We start from the raw sequence: 14,595 nt of genomic DNA, 5'->3' as shown, positions 1-14,595 counted from the left end.
TCGCCCACTTCCTCCGGTCACCCACGCCGGCCGGTTGATGTCTCCTGCCCGGCTATCGGGCTTCCGGCGAGCGGTCGTAGGCGGTAAGGACGGCTTCGAGCATGCCTGGGAAGCGCTCGTCGAGGTCGTCGCCGCGCAGCGCGGTGAGTCGTCGGTTGGCCTCTTCGCGCTGGTGGATGAGGCCGGCCTCGCGGAGCACTTTGAAGTGGTGGCTGAGGGTGGAGGGGGCGACGTCCACGGGAAAGGTGCCGCAGGCGCGTTCGGGCTCGGCGCTGAGCGTGCGCACGATGGTCATCCGGGTGGGGTCGGAGAGTGCGTGCAGCACGTCGAACAGGTCGATCTCTTCGGTCTTGGGGTGCGCGAGCGGTGCTCGGCGTCGACTGATGCGGGACACGAGCGGCTCCATGTTCGACAATCATCGAATAAGTGTGGTGTCATATTCGTTGTTCGTAGAACATCGTATCTGGGGGGAGCTCGACATGCGCGCACTCGTCATGACCGCACCGGGTGGGTCGGAGAACTCGGAGGTGCGGGAGATCGAGGAGCCCCGGCCCGGAGCCGGGCAGGTGTCCGTGGACGTGGCGTACGCGGGGCTCAATTTCGCTGATGTGATGGCTCGTCGGGGGGATGTCGGCTATGTCTCGGCGTGGCCGTATCTGCCCGGCAAGGAGGTGGCGGGCACGGTCCGCGCGCTCGGTGAGGGTGTCACCGGCTTGACGATCGGTGATCAGGTGGTAGCCACCCCTGCGGGCGGGGGTCTGGCACAGGTGGTGGTCGCCGAGGCCGCTCTCACTGTGCCGGTCCCGCCCGGAGTCGCTCTGCGCCAGGCCAGTGCTGTCCCACTGGGGCTTGCCACGGCCATGCTGCTGCTCAGCGACGCAGGCCGCTTCACCCCGGGGGACACTGTGCTCGTGCACTCGGCCAGCGGCGGGATCGGCAGCGCGATCGCCCAGTTGGTGCCCTTGCTGGGCGGCGGTCGGCTGATCGGTACCGTGGGCCGCCCGGAGAAGGCGAAGGGGGCCGTGAAGACCGGCTACGACGCCGCCTTCCACAGGGACGTGGGGCTGCGCGAGGCGGTCATGGGCGCCACGGACGGGCAGGGCGTCGACCTGATCCTCGACCCGCTTGGCACCGCAGCCCTGGAACTCGACCTCGATCTCGCCGCGCCTGGCGGGCGGATCGTGCTCTTCGGCAACGCGGGCGGCGGCGCGATCAACGTTCTTCCGCCAGCAGGCCGACTGCTCGCCGGAAACCTCACCATCACCGGCTTCAGCCACCGAGGCCTGGCGGCGGGCGCCCCGGCCAAGGTCGCGCGGGCGATCAGCCAGGTGCTGGAGCTGCTCGCCGACGGCCGCCTCGAACTGCCGGTCACCGAACTCGGCAGCCTCGCCGATGTACCAGCTGCCCACGACCTCATGGCAACAGGGGCGGGTATCGGCAAGTACGTTGCCCAGGTGGCGTAGTCGCGAGGGCGATCACCCGGACACGGTCCTGGCCCCCACCGCCACCACCTTAAGTCGCCAACCCCACCCGGCACGCCGGGTGGGGCAAGATCGCAGAATCCGCGCGCTGCCGCTTGCCCTGTGGATAACCCTGGTCAGCCCTTGAGCGAGCCGACGAAGGCGTCCCAGGCGAGGGGCGGGAAGAGGAGTACGGGGCCGTCCTGGGCCTTCTTCGAGTCGCGGACGGGGATCACGCCGGGGTGGGAGTCGGAGACTTCCACACAGTCCCCGCCGGTGCCGTTGCTGTAGCTGCTCTTGCGCCACACAGCGGTGCTCAGGTCAATCCCGGTGCTTGCCATCTCGGTAGTCCCCAGCCGCAGTCTCGATGATCGCAAGGGACGCCTCTGGCGGCAGCGCGGCGGCCCTGAGCAGATCGTACGACTCACGGTACTGCTTCACGAGCGCCGGATAGTCGATGAGTTGGCCACTGTGCAGGCATTCGGTGTACACCACTGGCGGTGAGTCCACGAAGGTCATGAACTTGGTCATGCCCATCATGAACGGATGGACGCCGGTGGTTTGCGGGACGATCTGCAGAATGGAGTGCGTATTCCGTACCACCTGCGCGATGTGCTCCAGCTGTTCCGCCATGCGCTCATCGGGAAGCATCGGACGCCGGATCAGGGACTCGTCCAGGATCGCCCAGAAGTTCGGCGGGTTCTCCGAGTCGAAGAGCTTGGCTCGGTCCATGCGGGCGCTGACCTTTTCCTCGACCGCTTCGTCCGAGGCTCGGGGCATGGCGGCTCGTACGATCGCCCGCGTGTAGGGCGCGGTCTGCAGCAGCCCCGGCACCAGCATCGGCGCCCACTCCTCGATCGTCTCCGCATGCTGCTCCATCTCCGCCACATCCGCGAAGTACTCCGCATGCCCCGACTGCCGTGCCCTGCGTGCGTCTTCACAGCGCCGCTCGAAAAACCCGTCCGTCTTCAGGACCTTGTCGACATGCCGGGCCAGATCCACCGGCATGCGCCGCTCGGCGCGCTCGATCTGGCTCAGGAAGGGGACGCCACGGAAGCTTCCCTCCGCCAGTTGCTCCAGGGTCAGCCCCGCCAGTTCCCGTCGGTAGCGCAGCTCGGCGCCGTAGAAGGAGGGGACGTTGGCCGAGGCGTCCGGGTCCTTGCGTGGGGGCACAACTCATCACCGCCGTTTGCCTGTTGCTCTGCGTAGTCGAAAGCTCTTCAAACGGTACCGGTGGAGACGTCACTCTGTGATTGTTTCCTCACAGAGAGCACAGGGAGGCGTACGCAGCCATGCCGTCGTCCGAAGCCGGTCACTCCGGCAACTCCGTCTACGACATCACCCTCTGCGTGGAGGACCTGCGCGCATCCCTCTCCGCCCACGGCATCACCCTGCCGTCACTCCGGGTGGACCTGCCGAGCTTCGCGGGCGCGTACCGGCCACCGGCGGGCCTGGTGGCGCTCGGCAACTGCAATGCCGTCACGGCGCGGCGGCTGGCGGCGGCACTGCGGGGCTCCGACACGGCACCGAGCAGGCCGCCGCTGGACGTCGAGCTTCCCGCCGTACCGGAGGCGCTCCGGGGGCTTCGTCGTACCGTTCGCCGCTACCTGGGCGCGTCCTGCTCCGCCGATGCCGAACTCTGCGTCACTGAACTCGTCACCAACGTGATCCGGCATGTGGGGGAGGGGACTTCGGTCCGTGTGCGGGTGGTCCGTGCGGACGCCGACCGCGTGCGCGTCGAGGTCACGGACCCGGCAGGGCAGGCGCTTCCCGTGTCCCGGCCCGGCGCGCCCGACGACGAGGAGGGACGCGGCCTCGCCCTGCTGAACGCGGTGGCCCTGCGCTGGGGCGCGGAGCCGGGGGTGGAGGGCAAGACGGTGTGGTGCGAGCTGGGTGGCGCCGGTTGACTCAGCTGTCGCTGCCCGTGACGTGGGTGTTGTGGGGGGCCACGAGCGTGGCGTGGGCGTTGTCCGGGCTCACCGGCTGGTGGCTGTCGGCCAGGGCCGGGCTTGCGGCGGTGGCGGTCGCGCCGAGTACCAGAGCGGTGGCGGCGATGATCTTCGCGATGCGGATCATGGCGGTCTCCTTCGGAGAGTCGATGGTGAAGGTGCTGGTTCCGGACATGCGTCGGCCGCGACGGCTCCCCCTCGGTGCCGTCGCGGCCGACTCCCCCGTCGGATGTCGGGCCCGGTCAGGCCTTCTCGTCCGTGGCGTGCGTGTTGTCAGGGGTGACCGCACCGATCTCCTCGCCCGCGGCCAGGGTGACCGGCTTGATCGGCTCGCTGGTGGCGTGCGTGTTCAGCGTGGTGACCTCGGTGCCGGTCGTGGCCCCGGTCGTCTTCTTCTCGGTGTCGCTCATGAGTGCTCCCCTGAGGTTCTGTGCGAAAGGTCTGGGTGTCCTGCCCGGCAACTCCCCCGAGGTGTCGCCGAGCAGGACATGATGGGCCGGTCCACCCTAAGGCGCGGCCGCGTGACGTCCCGTCTGCCCCCCGACGCGGCGGAACGACACGACCGAGAATGTCGGACGGCGATAAACGAATGATGAACGCGCAGGCATATGGGCTCAGGCCACCGCGAGTGGCTTGAGCAGAGCCCGGACCTCGTCCGCTTCGGGGGCGTGCAGTGTCTCGTAGACAGCGAGGGCTTCCTGCAGGCAGACCTGTGCGCGCCCGATCTGTCCGATTCCGGTCAACGCCCGGCCGAGCGCGGTGAGAACGTTTCCGCGTCGCCATTCGCCGCCGATTCCGCGGAGACGGGCCAGCGCCCATTCCGCGTTGGTCGCCGCCTGCGTCAGGCGGCCGGCCGCGAGGTCCACCTCCGAGAGGCGGAACAGGGTCATCCCCTCCCACAGTCGCTGGCGGCTGTCGCGGAACACGTCGAGGGCCTCTTCGAGACGTTCGGCGGCGAGCCCGAGCTGCCCGCTCTGGGTGAGGGCGAGTCCCAGCGCGTAGCGGCCGTTGGCGCCCTTGAGGGCGTGGCCCATGTCGTCGTACATGTCCGTACCCTGCTGGGCCAGCTTCACCGCGCTCTCGGTACGGCCCATGGCAAGGCGAATCCTCGAAAGGTTGCACAGGGCGCTCGCCTCGCCCGGCCGGTCGCCGGCGGCACGGAAGCTCTGGATGGCTCGGGTGAGGTGGCCTTCACCGGCGGTATGGCGGCTCTGGTACAGCGAGATGACTCCGAGCATGTTGGACGCCCAGCACTGGGGGAGGGGATCGGCCACGGTTTCCGCGAGCTGCACGGCCCCGGCGGCTTCCTGATCCGCCAACTCGAAGCGGCCGGACATGTGGTGGCCGTTGGCGAGCGTGACCAGGGAGCGTGCCTCGGCGCGTTGATCACCGCAGCTCTGTGCGGCGGCGCGCACGGCCGCCCCGGTGGCCTCGTACTCCTTGGAGTTGGCTCCTGATTCGGCGAGGTCGATCACTGCCCACAACAGATCGACAGCCCGCCTGAGCTGATCCGGCCGCGTCGACTGACATACGCAGGCCAGGAGACAGATCGCCTCGGTATAGAGCCAGTCCCGTGCCCGATTCCGCTCCTCGAACCGCAACCCCGGATACTCCGTCGCCTCCAGGTGGTCCACCAGCCGGTCCCCCGGCCGCTCCATGGCGTACACCTGTGCCGCCGTCGCCAGGTAGAAGTCCAGCAGGCGGGACATCGCCGCCTCCCGTTCGCCCGGCGGCTGTTCGTCGCGTTCCGCGCACGCACGCGCGTAGAGCCGGACCAGGTCGTGGAAGCGGTAGCGGCCGGGGGCGGCCGATTCCAGGAGGGAGGTGTCCACCAGGGACTCCAGGAGGTCCTCCGTCTCCTCCGCGGGCAGGTCCAGGACCGCGGCCGCGGCCGCGAGCGAGATGTCCGGGCCGTCCGCCAGGCCCAGCAGGCGGAAAGCCCTGGCCTGGGCGGGCTCCAACTGCCCGTATCCGAGCTCGAACGTCGCCTTCACCGCCAAGTCCCCGGCCTGGAGCTCGTCCAGGCGGCGGCGTTCGTCGGCCAGCTTGGCCGCCAGGACCGAGACCGTCCAGGTGCGGCGGGCCGCCAGGCGGGAGGCGGCGATGCGGATGGCCAGGGGGAGGAAGCCGCACGCCGCCACCACGTCCAGGGCGGCTTCCCGCTCCGCCGCCACCCGCTCCTCGCTGACGATCTTCGTGAAGAGGGCCAGCGCCTCCTCCGGGGACATCACGTCCAGGTCGACCAGGTGGGCGCCGGCCAGGTCGACCATGCGGACGCGGGACGTCACCAGGGCCGCGCAGCCCTCCGTGCCCGGCAGCAGCGGGCGTACCTGGGCCGCGTCCTTCGCGTTGTCCAGCAGGACCAGCACCCGCCGGCCGTCCAGGACCGAGCGGTACAGGGCCGCCCGCTCCTCCATGCTGTCCGGGATCGCCGAGTCCGCCGTGCCCAACGCGCGCAAGAACGAACCCAGTACCGTCTCGGGTTCCGCCGGACGCGGACCCGCGCCCTGGAGGTCCACGTACAGCTGCCCGTCCGGGAACGCGGCGCGGGCCCGGTGGGCGACGTGCACCGCCAGGGTCGTCTTGCCCACCCCGCCGATGCCCGCCAGCGCCGAGACGGCCATCACCCGGCCCCCGGCGTCCAGGGACTGCGACGCCGAGCCCAGGACCTCGCTCAGCTCGTCCACGAACGCCGTCCTGCCGGTGAAGTCCGGTACGGAGGCGGGGAGTTGGGCCGGGCGGACGGTCGGGGCGGGGGACTCCGCCGCCGGGGACGGCGGCTCGGCCAGCGCCGGGTCCGCCTGGAGGATGCGCTGCTGCAACTCGCTCAGGCCCGCGCGCGGGTCCACGCCGAGTTCCTCGGAGAGCAGGCGGCGGGTGTCGGCGTAGACCGCCAGCGCCTCCGCCTGCCGCCCGCTGCGGTACAGCGCCAGCATCAGCAGCTCGCGCAGCCGCTCGCGCAGGGGGTGCGCCGCCGTCAGGGCGGTCAGCTCCGAGACCGCCTCCGCGTGGCAGCCCTGCTCCAGGTCCATGTCCAGGCGGGATTCGAGGAGGCCGAGGCGCCACTCCTCCAGCCGGACCCGCTGGGTCTCGGCATAGGGGCCGGGAACGCCGGCCAGGGGCTCGCCGTCCCAGCGGCCGAGGGCCTCGCCGAGCAGATCGCGGGCCCGGTGCAGATCGCCCGTCGCCCGGGCCTTCTCGGCCCGCGCCGCCAGCTCCTGCGCCCGCGCCAGGTCCAGGGCGCCCTCGCCGAGGCCCCGGATCGCATAGCCGCCGGACTCGCTGACCAGCACGCCGGGGTCAAGGATCTTGCGCAGCCGGGAGGCGTACGTGCGCAGGGCCGCCAGCGCCTGCGACGGCGGCTCGGTGCCCCACAGGGCGTCGATGAGTTCCGCTGCCGTAGCCGTACGGCCCTCGCGCAGCAGCAGGGCGGCCAGCAGGGCGCGCTGCTGAGGCGAGCCCGTGCCGATCTGCTCCGCGCCGCGCCAAGCCCGCACCGGACCGAGCACGCCGAACCGCAACGCCTCCGGCCCCGCGACGGTCACGGATCCGGGACGCCGCTGCTCAGGCACTCGCGGCCCACCTTCCATGCGTTCGTCCCCCTCGGCATCACGAACAACCCCGTCAGTTTGCCTTGTTCGAGGCGGTTGCGTCAGCCGTGGGAGACGCCGATCACAGACCGCCACACCTCAGTACACAAGGCCCTCACACGGTCTTCGCACACAGTGGGCCGACCACACTAGCTGACGGACCGTCAGATCGGCGCTACCGTGAGGCCCATGGAGACACCACAGTTCCCGCTGATCATCTCCGTCGACGACCACACCGTGGAGCCCGCCACCGTCTGGCAGGAGCGGCTGCCGAAGAAGTACCTGGACACCGGGCCCCGGATCGTGCGCGCCCCGCTGAAGGAGATGACCTTCCTGGGCGGGCGATTCAAACCCGTCATGGGTGATCCCGGCAGTACCGACGGGCCCATCGGCGACTGGTGGGTCTACGAGGACCTCCAGCGGCCGCTGACCCGTCTCGACACCGCCGTCGGATACGACCGCGACGAGGTCAGGCTCGAGGTGATCACCTACGAGCAGATGCGGGCCGGGTCCTACGACGTCCGTGCCCGGCTCGCCGACATGGACGTCAACCACGTCCAGTCCGCCGTCTGCTTCCCCACCTTCCCCCGCTTCTGCGGGCAGACCTTCACCGAGGCCGCCGACAAGGAACTCGCGCTGCTGTGCGTGCGCGCCTACAACGACTGGATGGTGGAGCAGTGGTGCGGGCCCGAGGCGCACGGGCGGCTGATACCGCTGACCCTCATCCCCCTGTGGGACGCCGGGCTGGCCGCCGAGGAGGTGCGGCGCAACGCGCGCAGGGGCGTGCGGGCCGTCGCCTTCTCCGAGATACCCCCGCACCTCGGCCTGCCGTCCGTCCACGGCGACGACTGGGACCCGTTCCTCGCGGCCTGCGACGAGACCGGCACGGTCGTGGCCATGCACATCGGCTCCAGCAGCCGGATGCCCTCGACCTCCGCCGACGCACCGCCCGCCGTCGGCTCCACCATCACCTTCGCCAACTGCTGCTTCTCGATGGTGGACTGGCTGATGAGCGGCAAGTTCGAGCGCTTCCCGAACCTCAAGGTCATGTACGCCGAGGGGCAGATCGGCTGGATCCCCTACATCCTTGAGCGCGCCGACGTGGTCTGGGAGGAGAACCGCGGCTGGGGCGGCGTCGCCGGCAAGGTCACCCGGCCCCCGTCCGAGACCTTCGCCGGGCACGTCTACGGCTGCTTCTTCGACGACGCCTTCGGCCTGAAGAACCTCGACTCCATCGGCGTCGGCAACGTCCTGTACGAGACCGACTACCCGCACTCCGACTCCACCTGGCCCAAGTCCCGCGAGGTCGGCGAGGCCCAGATGGGACATCTGCCGGCCGACGTGGTCGAACGGATCGTGCGCGGCAACGCCATCGAGCTGCTGGGGCTGACGCCGGACGGGCTGTGGCGGGGATCCCGGTGAGCCGCCCGGCCTACGGCATCCAGCTGCCCGTCCAGTCGCAGAGCACCCTCTACGCCGAGCACTGGGAGGCCGGGGCCGGGGCGGCGGATCTGGTGGCGATCGCGCGGGCCGTCGACGGGGCCGGGTTCGGGTATCTCGCCGTCTGCGACCACGTGGCCGTTCCGCGCCGGCTGGCCCCGGCGATGAGCACGGTCTGGTACGACCCGGTCGCCACCCTCGCCCACCTCGCCGCCGTGACCGAGCACGTCCGGCTGCTCAGTCACGTGGCCGTCGTCGGCCTGCGCCACCCGCTGATCACCGCCAAGCAGTACGCCACCCTCGACCATCTCTCCGGCGGCCGGCTGATCCTCGGGGTGGGCGCCGGGCACGTGCGGGAGGAGTTCGAGGTGCTCGGCGCCGACTTCGAGCGGCGCGGGGCCGTGCTGGACGAGACGATCGACGCGCTGCGCGCCGCCCTGGGGCCGGAGGAGTTCCCCGAACACCACGGCAAGGTCTACGAGTTCACCGGACTCGGCCAGCGGCCCCGGCCCGCCCAGCCGCGCATCCCGCTCTGGATCGGCGGCTCCTCGCCCGCCGCCGTCCGCCGGGCCGCGCTGAAGGGCGACGGCTGGCTGCCCCAGGGGGACCCGCGCGACCGGCTGCCCGCCCAGATCGCCCGGCTGGAGCGCCTTCGCGCGGAGGCGGGCGCCGAGGGGCCGTTCACCGTCGGGGCCATCACCGAGCCGCTGTACGTCGGGCGGGCCGGCTGGGAGGTCGGGCGGCGCACCCTCACCGGCACGCCGGAAGAGGTCGCCGAGTCGCTGCGGGCGTACCGGGCGATGGGCGTGGACCAGATCCAGGTGCGGTTCCGCAGCCGGGACCGGGCCGAACTCATCGAGCAGATCAACCTGTTCGGGGCGGAGGTCGCGCCCCGGATCGACTGAGGAGGGCTTCATGGGCAAGCTGGACGGACGGGTCGTCATCATCACCGGGGCGGCGCGCGGACAGGGCGAGCAGGAGGCGCGGCTGTTCAGGGCGGAGGGCGCGCGGGTGGCGGTCGCCGATGTGCTGGACGACCAGGGCGAGGCCCTGGCCAAGGAGATCGGCGCGCTGTACGTCCATCTCGACGTGCGCGAGGAGGACGGCTGGCGGGAGGCCGTCGGGGCCGTCAAGCGGGCGTACGGGCGACTGGACGGGCTTGTGAACAACGCGGGCATCCTGCGCTTCAACGCCCTCGTGGACACCCCGCTGGACGAGTTCATGCAGGTCGTGCAGGTCAACCAGGTCGGTTGCTTCCTGGGGATGAAGACCGTGGTGCCGGAGATGGCCGACGGGGGGACGATCGTCAACACCGCCTCCTACACCGCCCTGACCGGTATGGCGGCCGTCGGTACGTACGCCGCCACCAAGCACGCCGTGCTGGGGCTGACCCGGGTGGCGGCGCTGGAGCTGGCGGGCCGGGGGATCCGGGTCAACGCGGTCTGCCCGGGCGCCATCGACACCGCGATGTCCAACCCGGCGCGGCTGGATCCGAACGCCGATCCGGAGGAGATGAGCCGGGCCCTGGACGAGCTGTACCGCAAGCTCGTGCCGCTCGGCCGGGTCGGACAGCCGGAGGAGGTGGCCCGGCTGGCCCTCTTCCTGACCTCGGACGACTCGTCGTACATCACCGGGCAGCCGTTCGTGATCGACGGCGGATGGCTGGCCGGCGTCTCGATTATCTGACTCACCGTCAGCTATTGACGGTCCTCGCGCGCGGTGCGACAGTCGGCCGACGGGTGAAATCTGACGCAGCGTCAGAAAAATCTGGGAGGGTGAACCGCCTTGGAATTCGGGCTCTTTGTACAGGGATACGTGGGCAAGCGCGCCGAGACCGACCCGCTCGCCGAGCACAAGGCGCTGATGGAGGAGACCGAGTACGTCATCCAGGCGGACCGGTCCGGCTTCAAGTACGCCTGGGCCTCCGAGCACCACTTCCTGGAGGAGTACTCACACCTGTCCGCCAACGACGTCTTCCTCGGCTACCTCGCCCACGCCACCGACCGGATCCATCTGGGCTCGGGCATCTTCAACCCGCTCGCCCCGGTGAACCACCCGGTCAAGGTCGCCGAGAAGGTCGCCATGCTGGACCACCTCAGCGAGGGCCGCTTCGAGTTCGGCAGCGGGCGGGGCGCCGGCAGCCACGAGATCCTCGGCTTCCTGCCCGGCATCACCGACATGAACTACACGAAGGAGATCTGGGAGGAGACGATCGCCGAGTTCCCGAAGATGTGGCTCCAGGACGAGTACGCCGGCTTCCAGGGCAAGCACTGGCAGCTGCCGCCCAGGAAGGTCCTGCCGAAGCCGTACGGGAAGTCGCACCCGGCGATGTGGTACGCGGCCGGGTCCCCGGCGTCGTACTCCATGGCCGCGAAGAAGGGGCTCGGCGTGCTCGGCTTCAGCATCCAGAAGGTCTCCGACATGGAGTGGGTGCTGGAGCAGTACAAGACGGCGGTCGTGAACGCCGAGCCGGTCGGGGACTTCGTCAACGACAACGTGATGGTGACGACCACGGCGATCTGCGCGCCCACGCACGACGAGGCGATCCGGATCGCGGCGAGCGGGGGGCTGCACTACCTGCCCTCGCTGGTGTTCCGCTACCACGACACGTTCCCGCGCCCCGAGGGCTTCCCGGAGTGGCCGCAGACGCTGCCCGAGTACACCCCGGAGTTCGTGGAGCTGCTGGTCGAGGAGGAGCTGCTGATCTGCGGGGACCCCGACGAGGTGCTGCGCCAGTGCAAGCGGTGGGAGCAGGCCGGGGCGGACCAGCTGAGCTTCGGGCTGCCGGTGGGGGTGCCGAAGGAGGAGACGCTGCAGACGATCCGGCTGATCGGGGAGCACGTGATTCCCGAGATCGACACCGATCCTGTCCACCGGACATCGCGGTTCCGGGCTGCCGCGTAAGGAGGTTCCAGGCATGTTGGACCACCTCGTCCGGGGCGCCACCATCGTGGATGGCACAGGCGCGCCCTCGTACACCGCCGACGTCGGCATCCGCGACGGTCGAATCGCCGTCATCGGGAACGTCACCGAGGAAGCCCGCACCAGCGAGGACGCCGCCGGGCTCGTCCTCGCCCCCGGTTTCGTCGACCCCCACACGCACTACGACGCCCAGCTCTTCTGGGACCCCTACGCCACCCCCTCGCTCAATCACGGCGTGACGACCGTCGCCGGCGGGAACTGCGGATTCACGCTCGCCCCCCTGAAACCGGGGGACGCCGACTACACGCGCCGCATGATGTCCAAGGTGGAGGGGATGTCCCTGGTCGCCCTGGAGGAGGGGGCGCCCTGGAGCTGGAACGGATTCGGGGAGTACCTGGACGCCCTGGACGGACGGATCGCCGTCAACGCGGGGTTCATGGTCGGGCACTGCGCGCTGCGCCGGTACGTGATGGGTCCGGACGCGGTCGGCGGTCAGCCCAGTGAAGAGCAACTCGCCCAGATCGTCGGTTTGCTGCACGCGGCCATGGACGCCGGCGCCTGGGGTCTGTCCACCACCCAGTCGAGCACCCACTCCGACGGCGACGGACAGCCGGTCGCCTCCCGGCACGCCCGGCCCGCCGAACTGCTCGCCCTGGCCAGGGCGGTCGGGGAGCACGAGGGCACCCAGATCGAGGCGATCGTCGCCGGATGCCTGGACCAGTTCAGCGACGACGAGATCGATCTGCTCGTGGAGATGAGCGCGGCCGCCGGGCGGCCGCTCAACTGGAACGTGCTCACCGTCGACGCGGCCGTCCCGGAGCGGGTGCCCCGGCAGCTGAGCGCGAGCGAGCGGGCCCGGAAGGCGGGCGGCCGGGTGGTGGCGCTCACCATGCCGATCCTCACCCCGATGAACATGTCCCTGGGCACCTTCTGCGCCCTCAACCTGATCCCCGGGTGGGGGCCGGTCCTCGGGCTGCCGGTGCCCGAGCGGATCGCGAAGCTGCGGGACCCGGCCGTGCGGGCGGAGATGCTGCGGCGCGCCCGGTCCAAGGAGGCCGGGATCTTCCGGCGGCTCGCGAACTTCGGGCGGTACGTCATCGGGGACACCTACAGCGCGGCCAACGCCGGGCTGACCGGCCGGGTCGTCAAGGACATCGCGCAGGAGCGCGGGCAGGACCCCTTCCACTGCCTCGTCGAGATCTGCGCGGCCGACGGACTGCGCACGGTCCTGTGGCCCATGCCCACCGACAACGACCCCGCGTCCTGGGCGCTGCGCGCCGAGACCTGGCAGCACGAGGACGTGCTGCTGGGCGGGTCGGACGCGGGGGCGCATCTGGACCGCATGTGCGGGGCGCCGTACACCACCCGGTTCATCGGGGACTGTCTGCGCGGCCGGAAGCTGGTCGGGCTGGAGCAGGCGGTCAAGATGCTGACCGACGACCCGGCCCGGCTGTTCGGGCTGCGTGAGCGCGGGCGGATCCACGAGGGCTGGCACGCGGACCTGGTCCTCTTCGACCCGGAGCGGATCGACGCCGGGCAGGCGCGGCTGGTGCACGACCTGCCGGGGGACAGTCCCCGGCTGGACGCCCGCGCGATCGGCGTACGGGCCGTGTGGGTCAACGGGGTCGAGGCGATCCGGGACGACGTGGTCAGCGGGGCCGTACCGGGCAAGGTGCTGCGCTCGGGGACCGATACACGGACGGTGAGTACCAGGTGAAGGAGGAGCGGCTGTTCGTCGGCGGGCAGTGGGTGGAGCCGGACGGCGGGTACTACCCGGTGACCGACCCGGCCACCGAGGAGACCGCCGGCTGGGCGCCGGAGGCCTCACCGGAGCAGGTGCGGGCGGCCTGCGCGGCGGCCCGGGAGGCGTTCGGGGCCTGGTCGCGGACCCGGCCCGAGGAGCGGGCGGCGGTGCTGGGCCGGGCGGCGGAGATCATCCGCGCCTCGATCGGGCCGTACGCCGACCTCGCCCGCGCCGAGACCGGGGCCACGACCGGCACGGCCCGGGCGATGCAGGTCGGGGTGGCCGCCGCCCGGTTCCGCCGGTACGCCGCGGTCGAGCCCGCCGAATGGGCCGTCGCCCCGCAGATCAACGAGGCGGGGCCGATGGGGAAGGCCGGGGTGATGGGCGCGCTGGCCGTGCGCCAGCCCGTCGGGGTCGTCACCTGCATCACCTCGTACAACAACCCGTGGGCCAACCCGGCCGGAAAGGTCGCCCCGGCGCTGGCCATGGGCAACACCGTGGTCGTGAAACCCGCCCCGCAGGATCCGCTGTCCGTCTACCGGATGGCGCAGGCGCTCGAGGAGGCCGGGGCACCGCCGGGCGTGGTGAACGTGGTCTCGGGGCGGGACGTGGCGGTGGGCGAGGCGGCGGTGGCCTCCGACGACGTCGACATGGTCAGCTTCACCGGCTCCACGGCCGTCGGCCGGCGCATCGCCGAGGTCTGCGGGCGGGACATGAAACGCCAGCTGATGGAGCTGGGCGGCAAGGGCGCGGCCCTCGTCCTCGACGACGCCGACCTCGCCTCGGCCGTCGCCGGCATCGGCACCACGTTCTCCTTCTACAGCGGGCAGATCTGCACGGCACCGACCCGCGTGCTGGCGCAGCGGGGGGTGTACGAGCGACTCGTCGAGCAACTGGCCGAGTACGCGAGGGGACTGAAGGTCGGGGATCCGGCCGAGCGGGACACGGTCGTGGGACCGGTGATCTCGGCGGAGCACCGGGCGCGGGTGGAGTCGTACGTCGAACTCGGGCGGAAGGAGGGGGCGACGGTGGTCGCGGGCGGCGAACGGCCGCCACTGGAGCGGGGTTTCTACGTCGCCCCCGCCCTCCTCGCCGACTGCACCAACGACATGCGGGTGGCCCGGGAGGAGATCTTCGGGCCGGTCGTCGCGGTCGTCCCCTTCGACGACGAGGAGGAGGGCATCGCCCTCGCCAACGACTCCGAGTACGGCCTCCTCGACTACGTCTGGTCCGGCGACGTGGCCAGGGCCTTCCGCATCGCCCGCCGGCTGCGGGCCGGCGGGGTCGGCATCAACACCGTCGGCCGCAACATGGAGGCCCCCTTCGGCGGCTTCAAGAAGAGCGGGGTGGGCCGGGACGTCGGCTCCTACGCCCTGCACGCCTACAGCGAGGTGCAGGCCCTCGTGTGGCCGGGGTGAGGGGCAGGCGCCGGCTGCTCACCGGGTGAAGAACGACGCCGGATGACGGGGGGGGGGGTCGGCCGAGCAGGT

14 protein-coding genes are annotated in these 14,595 nt (G+C 71.1%); 8 read left to right on the top strand and 6 right to left on the bottom strand.

Going from position 1 to position 14,595, the window contains the following annotated elements:
• Positions 1–52 precede the first annotated feature (52 nt).
• Positions 53–394 carry an ArsR/SmtB family transcription factor gene (locus tag ADK64_RS11535; protein ID WP_234384540.1) on the bottom strand — a complete coding sequence of 114 codons (342 nt, stop codon included), beginning with the start codon at positions 392–394 and terminating at the stop codon, positions 53–55.
• An 85-nt stretch (positions 395–479) separates the two neighbouring features.
• Here ADK64_RS11535 and ADK64_RS11530 point away from each other — a divergent pair, with 85 nt between their 5' ends.
• Positions 480–1,463, top strand: coding sequence for a quinone oxidoreductase family protein (locus tag ADK64_RS11530; RefSeq protein ID WP_053657772.1), 984 nt, complete (start codon positions 480–482; stop codon positions 1,461–1,463).
• 134 nt (positions 1,464–1,597) lie between these two features.
• Here the strand turns inward: ADK64_RS11530 and ADK64_RS11525 are convergent, their stop codons facing one another.
• Together ADK64_RS11525 and ADK64_RS11520 are read right to left on the bottom strand one after the other, a co-directional pair.
• Positions 1,598–1,801, bottom strand: coding sequence for a DUF397 domain-containing protein (locus ADK64_RS11525; RefSeq protein ID WP_053657771.1), 204 nt, complete (start codon positions 1,799–1,801; stop codon positions 1,598–1,600).
• Positions 1,782–2,633, bottom strand: coding sequence for a helix-turn-helix domain-containing protein (locus ADK64_RS11520; protein WP_053657769.1), 852 nt, complete (start codon positions 2,631–2,633; stop codon positions 1,782–1,784). Before ADK64_RS11520 ends, ADK64_RS11525 begins: the two co-directional genes overlap by 20 nt.
• Before the next feature lie 119 nt (positions 2,634–2,752).
• On the opposite strand from ADK64_RS11520, the gene ADK64_RS48625 reads away from it, so the two are divergent.
• A complete protein-coding gene (locus tag ADK64_RS48625; RefSeq protein ID WP_053657767.1) occupies positions 2,753–3,367 on the top strand; it encodes an ATP-binding protein in 615 nt (204 codons plus the stop codon).
• A gap of 1 nt (position 3,368) precedes the next feature.
• Here the strand turns inward: ADK64_RS48625 and ADK64_RS46615 are convergent, their stop codons facing one another.
• From ADK64_RS46615 to ADK64_RS11505, 3 genes are all read right to left on the bottom strand, one after another.
• On the bottom strand, positions 3,369–3,536 hold the full coding sequence (locus ADK64_RS46615; RefSeq protein ID WP_199829572.1) for a hypothetical protein: 168 nt from the start codon (positions 3,534–3,536) through the stop codon (positions 3,369–3,371).
• A gap of 115 nt (positions 3,537–3,651) precedes the next feature.
• Complete coding sequence (locus ADK64_RS46610) at positions 3,652–3,819, bottom strand: hypothetical protein (protein WP_199829571.1); 168 nt, start codon at positions 3,817–3,819, stop codon at positions 3,652–3,654.
• A gap of 204 nt (positions 3,820–4,023) precedes the next feature.
• The gene (locus tag ADK64_RS11505) at positions 4,024–6,999 is read right to left on the bottom strand and encodes an AfsR/SARP family transcriptional regulator (RefSeq protein WP_053657764.1); all 2,976 of its coding nucleotides are present in this window, start codon (positions 6,997–6,999) and stop codon (positions 4,024–4,026) included.
• Positions 7,000–7,188: 189 nt separating this feature from the next.
• On the opposite strand from ADK64_RS11505, the gene ADK64_RS11500 reads away from it, so the two are divergent.
• The 6 genes from ADK64_RS11500 to ADK64_RS11475 all read left to right on the top strand — a co-directional run bounded on the left by ADK64_RS11500 (position 7,189) and on the right by ADK64_RS11475 (position 14,523).
• On the top strand, positions 7,189–8,421 hold the full coding sequence (locus ADK64_RS11500) for an amidohydrolase family protein (protein ID WP_053657762.1): 1,233 nt from the start codon (positions 7,189–7,191) through the stop codon (positions 8,419–8,421).
• Positions 8,418–9,344, top strand: a complete 927-nt coding sequence (locus ADK64_RS11495; protein ID WP_053658225.1) for an LLM class F420-dependent oxidoreductase — start codon at positions 8,418–8,420, stop codon at positions 9,342–9,344. The genes ADK64_RS11500 and ADK64_RS11495 overlap by 4 nt, the downstream gene beginning before the upstream one ends.
• A 10-nt stretch (positions 9,345–9,354) precedes the next feature.
• On the top strand, positions 9,355–10,125 hold the full coding sequence (locus tag ADK64_RS11490) for an SDR family NAD(P)-dependent oxidoreductase (protein WP_053657760.1): 771 nt from the start codon (positions 9,355–9,357) through the stop codon (positions 10,123–10,125).
• 99 nt (positions 10,126–10,224) lie between these two features.
• Positions 10,225–11,343, top strand: coding sequence for an LLM class flavin-dependent oxidoreductase (locus ADK64_RS11485; RefSeq protein ID WP_078992610.1), 1,119 nt, complete (start codon positions 10,225–10,227; stop codon positions 11,341–11,343).
• A gap of 13 nt (positions 11,344–11,356) precedes the next feature.
• A complete protein-coding gene (locus ADK64_RS11480; protein ID WP_053657756.1) occupies positions 11,357–13,078 on the top strand; it encodes an N-acyl-D-amino-acid deacylase family protein in 1,722 nt (573 codons plus the stop codon).
• Positions 13,075–14,523, top strand: a complete 1,449-nt coding sequence (locus tag ADK64_RS11475; RefSeq protein WP_234384539.1) for an aldehyde dehydrogenase family protein — start codon at positions 13,075–13,077, stop codon at positions 14,521–14,523. Before ADK64_RS11480 ends, ADK64_RS11475 begins: the two co-directional genes overlap by 4 nt.
• The last annotated feature ends 72 nt before the right edge of the window (positions 14,524–14,595 follow it).

Origin of the sequence: Streptomyces sp. MMG1121, assembly GCF_001280015.1 — a bacterium.
Taxonomy (GTDB): domain Bacteria; phylum Actinomycetota; class Actinomycetes; order Streptomycetales; family Streptomycetaceae; genus Streptomyces.
The sequence above is the reverse complement of the archived record's forward strand: the minus strand, read 5'-3'. Positions and strand labels throughout refer to the sequence as shown.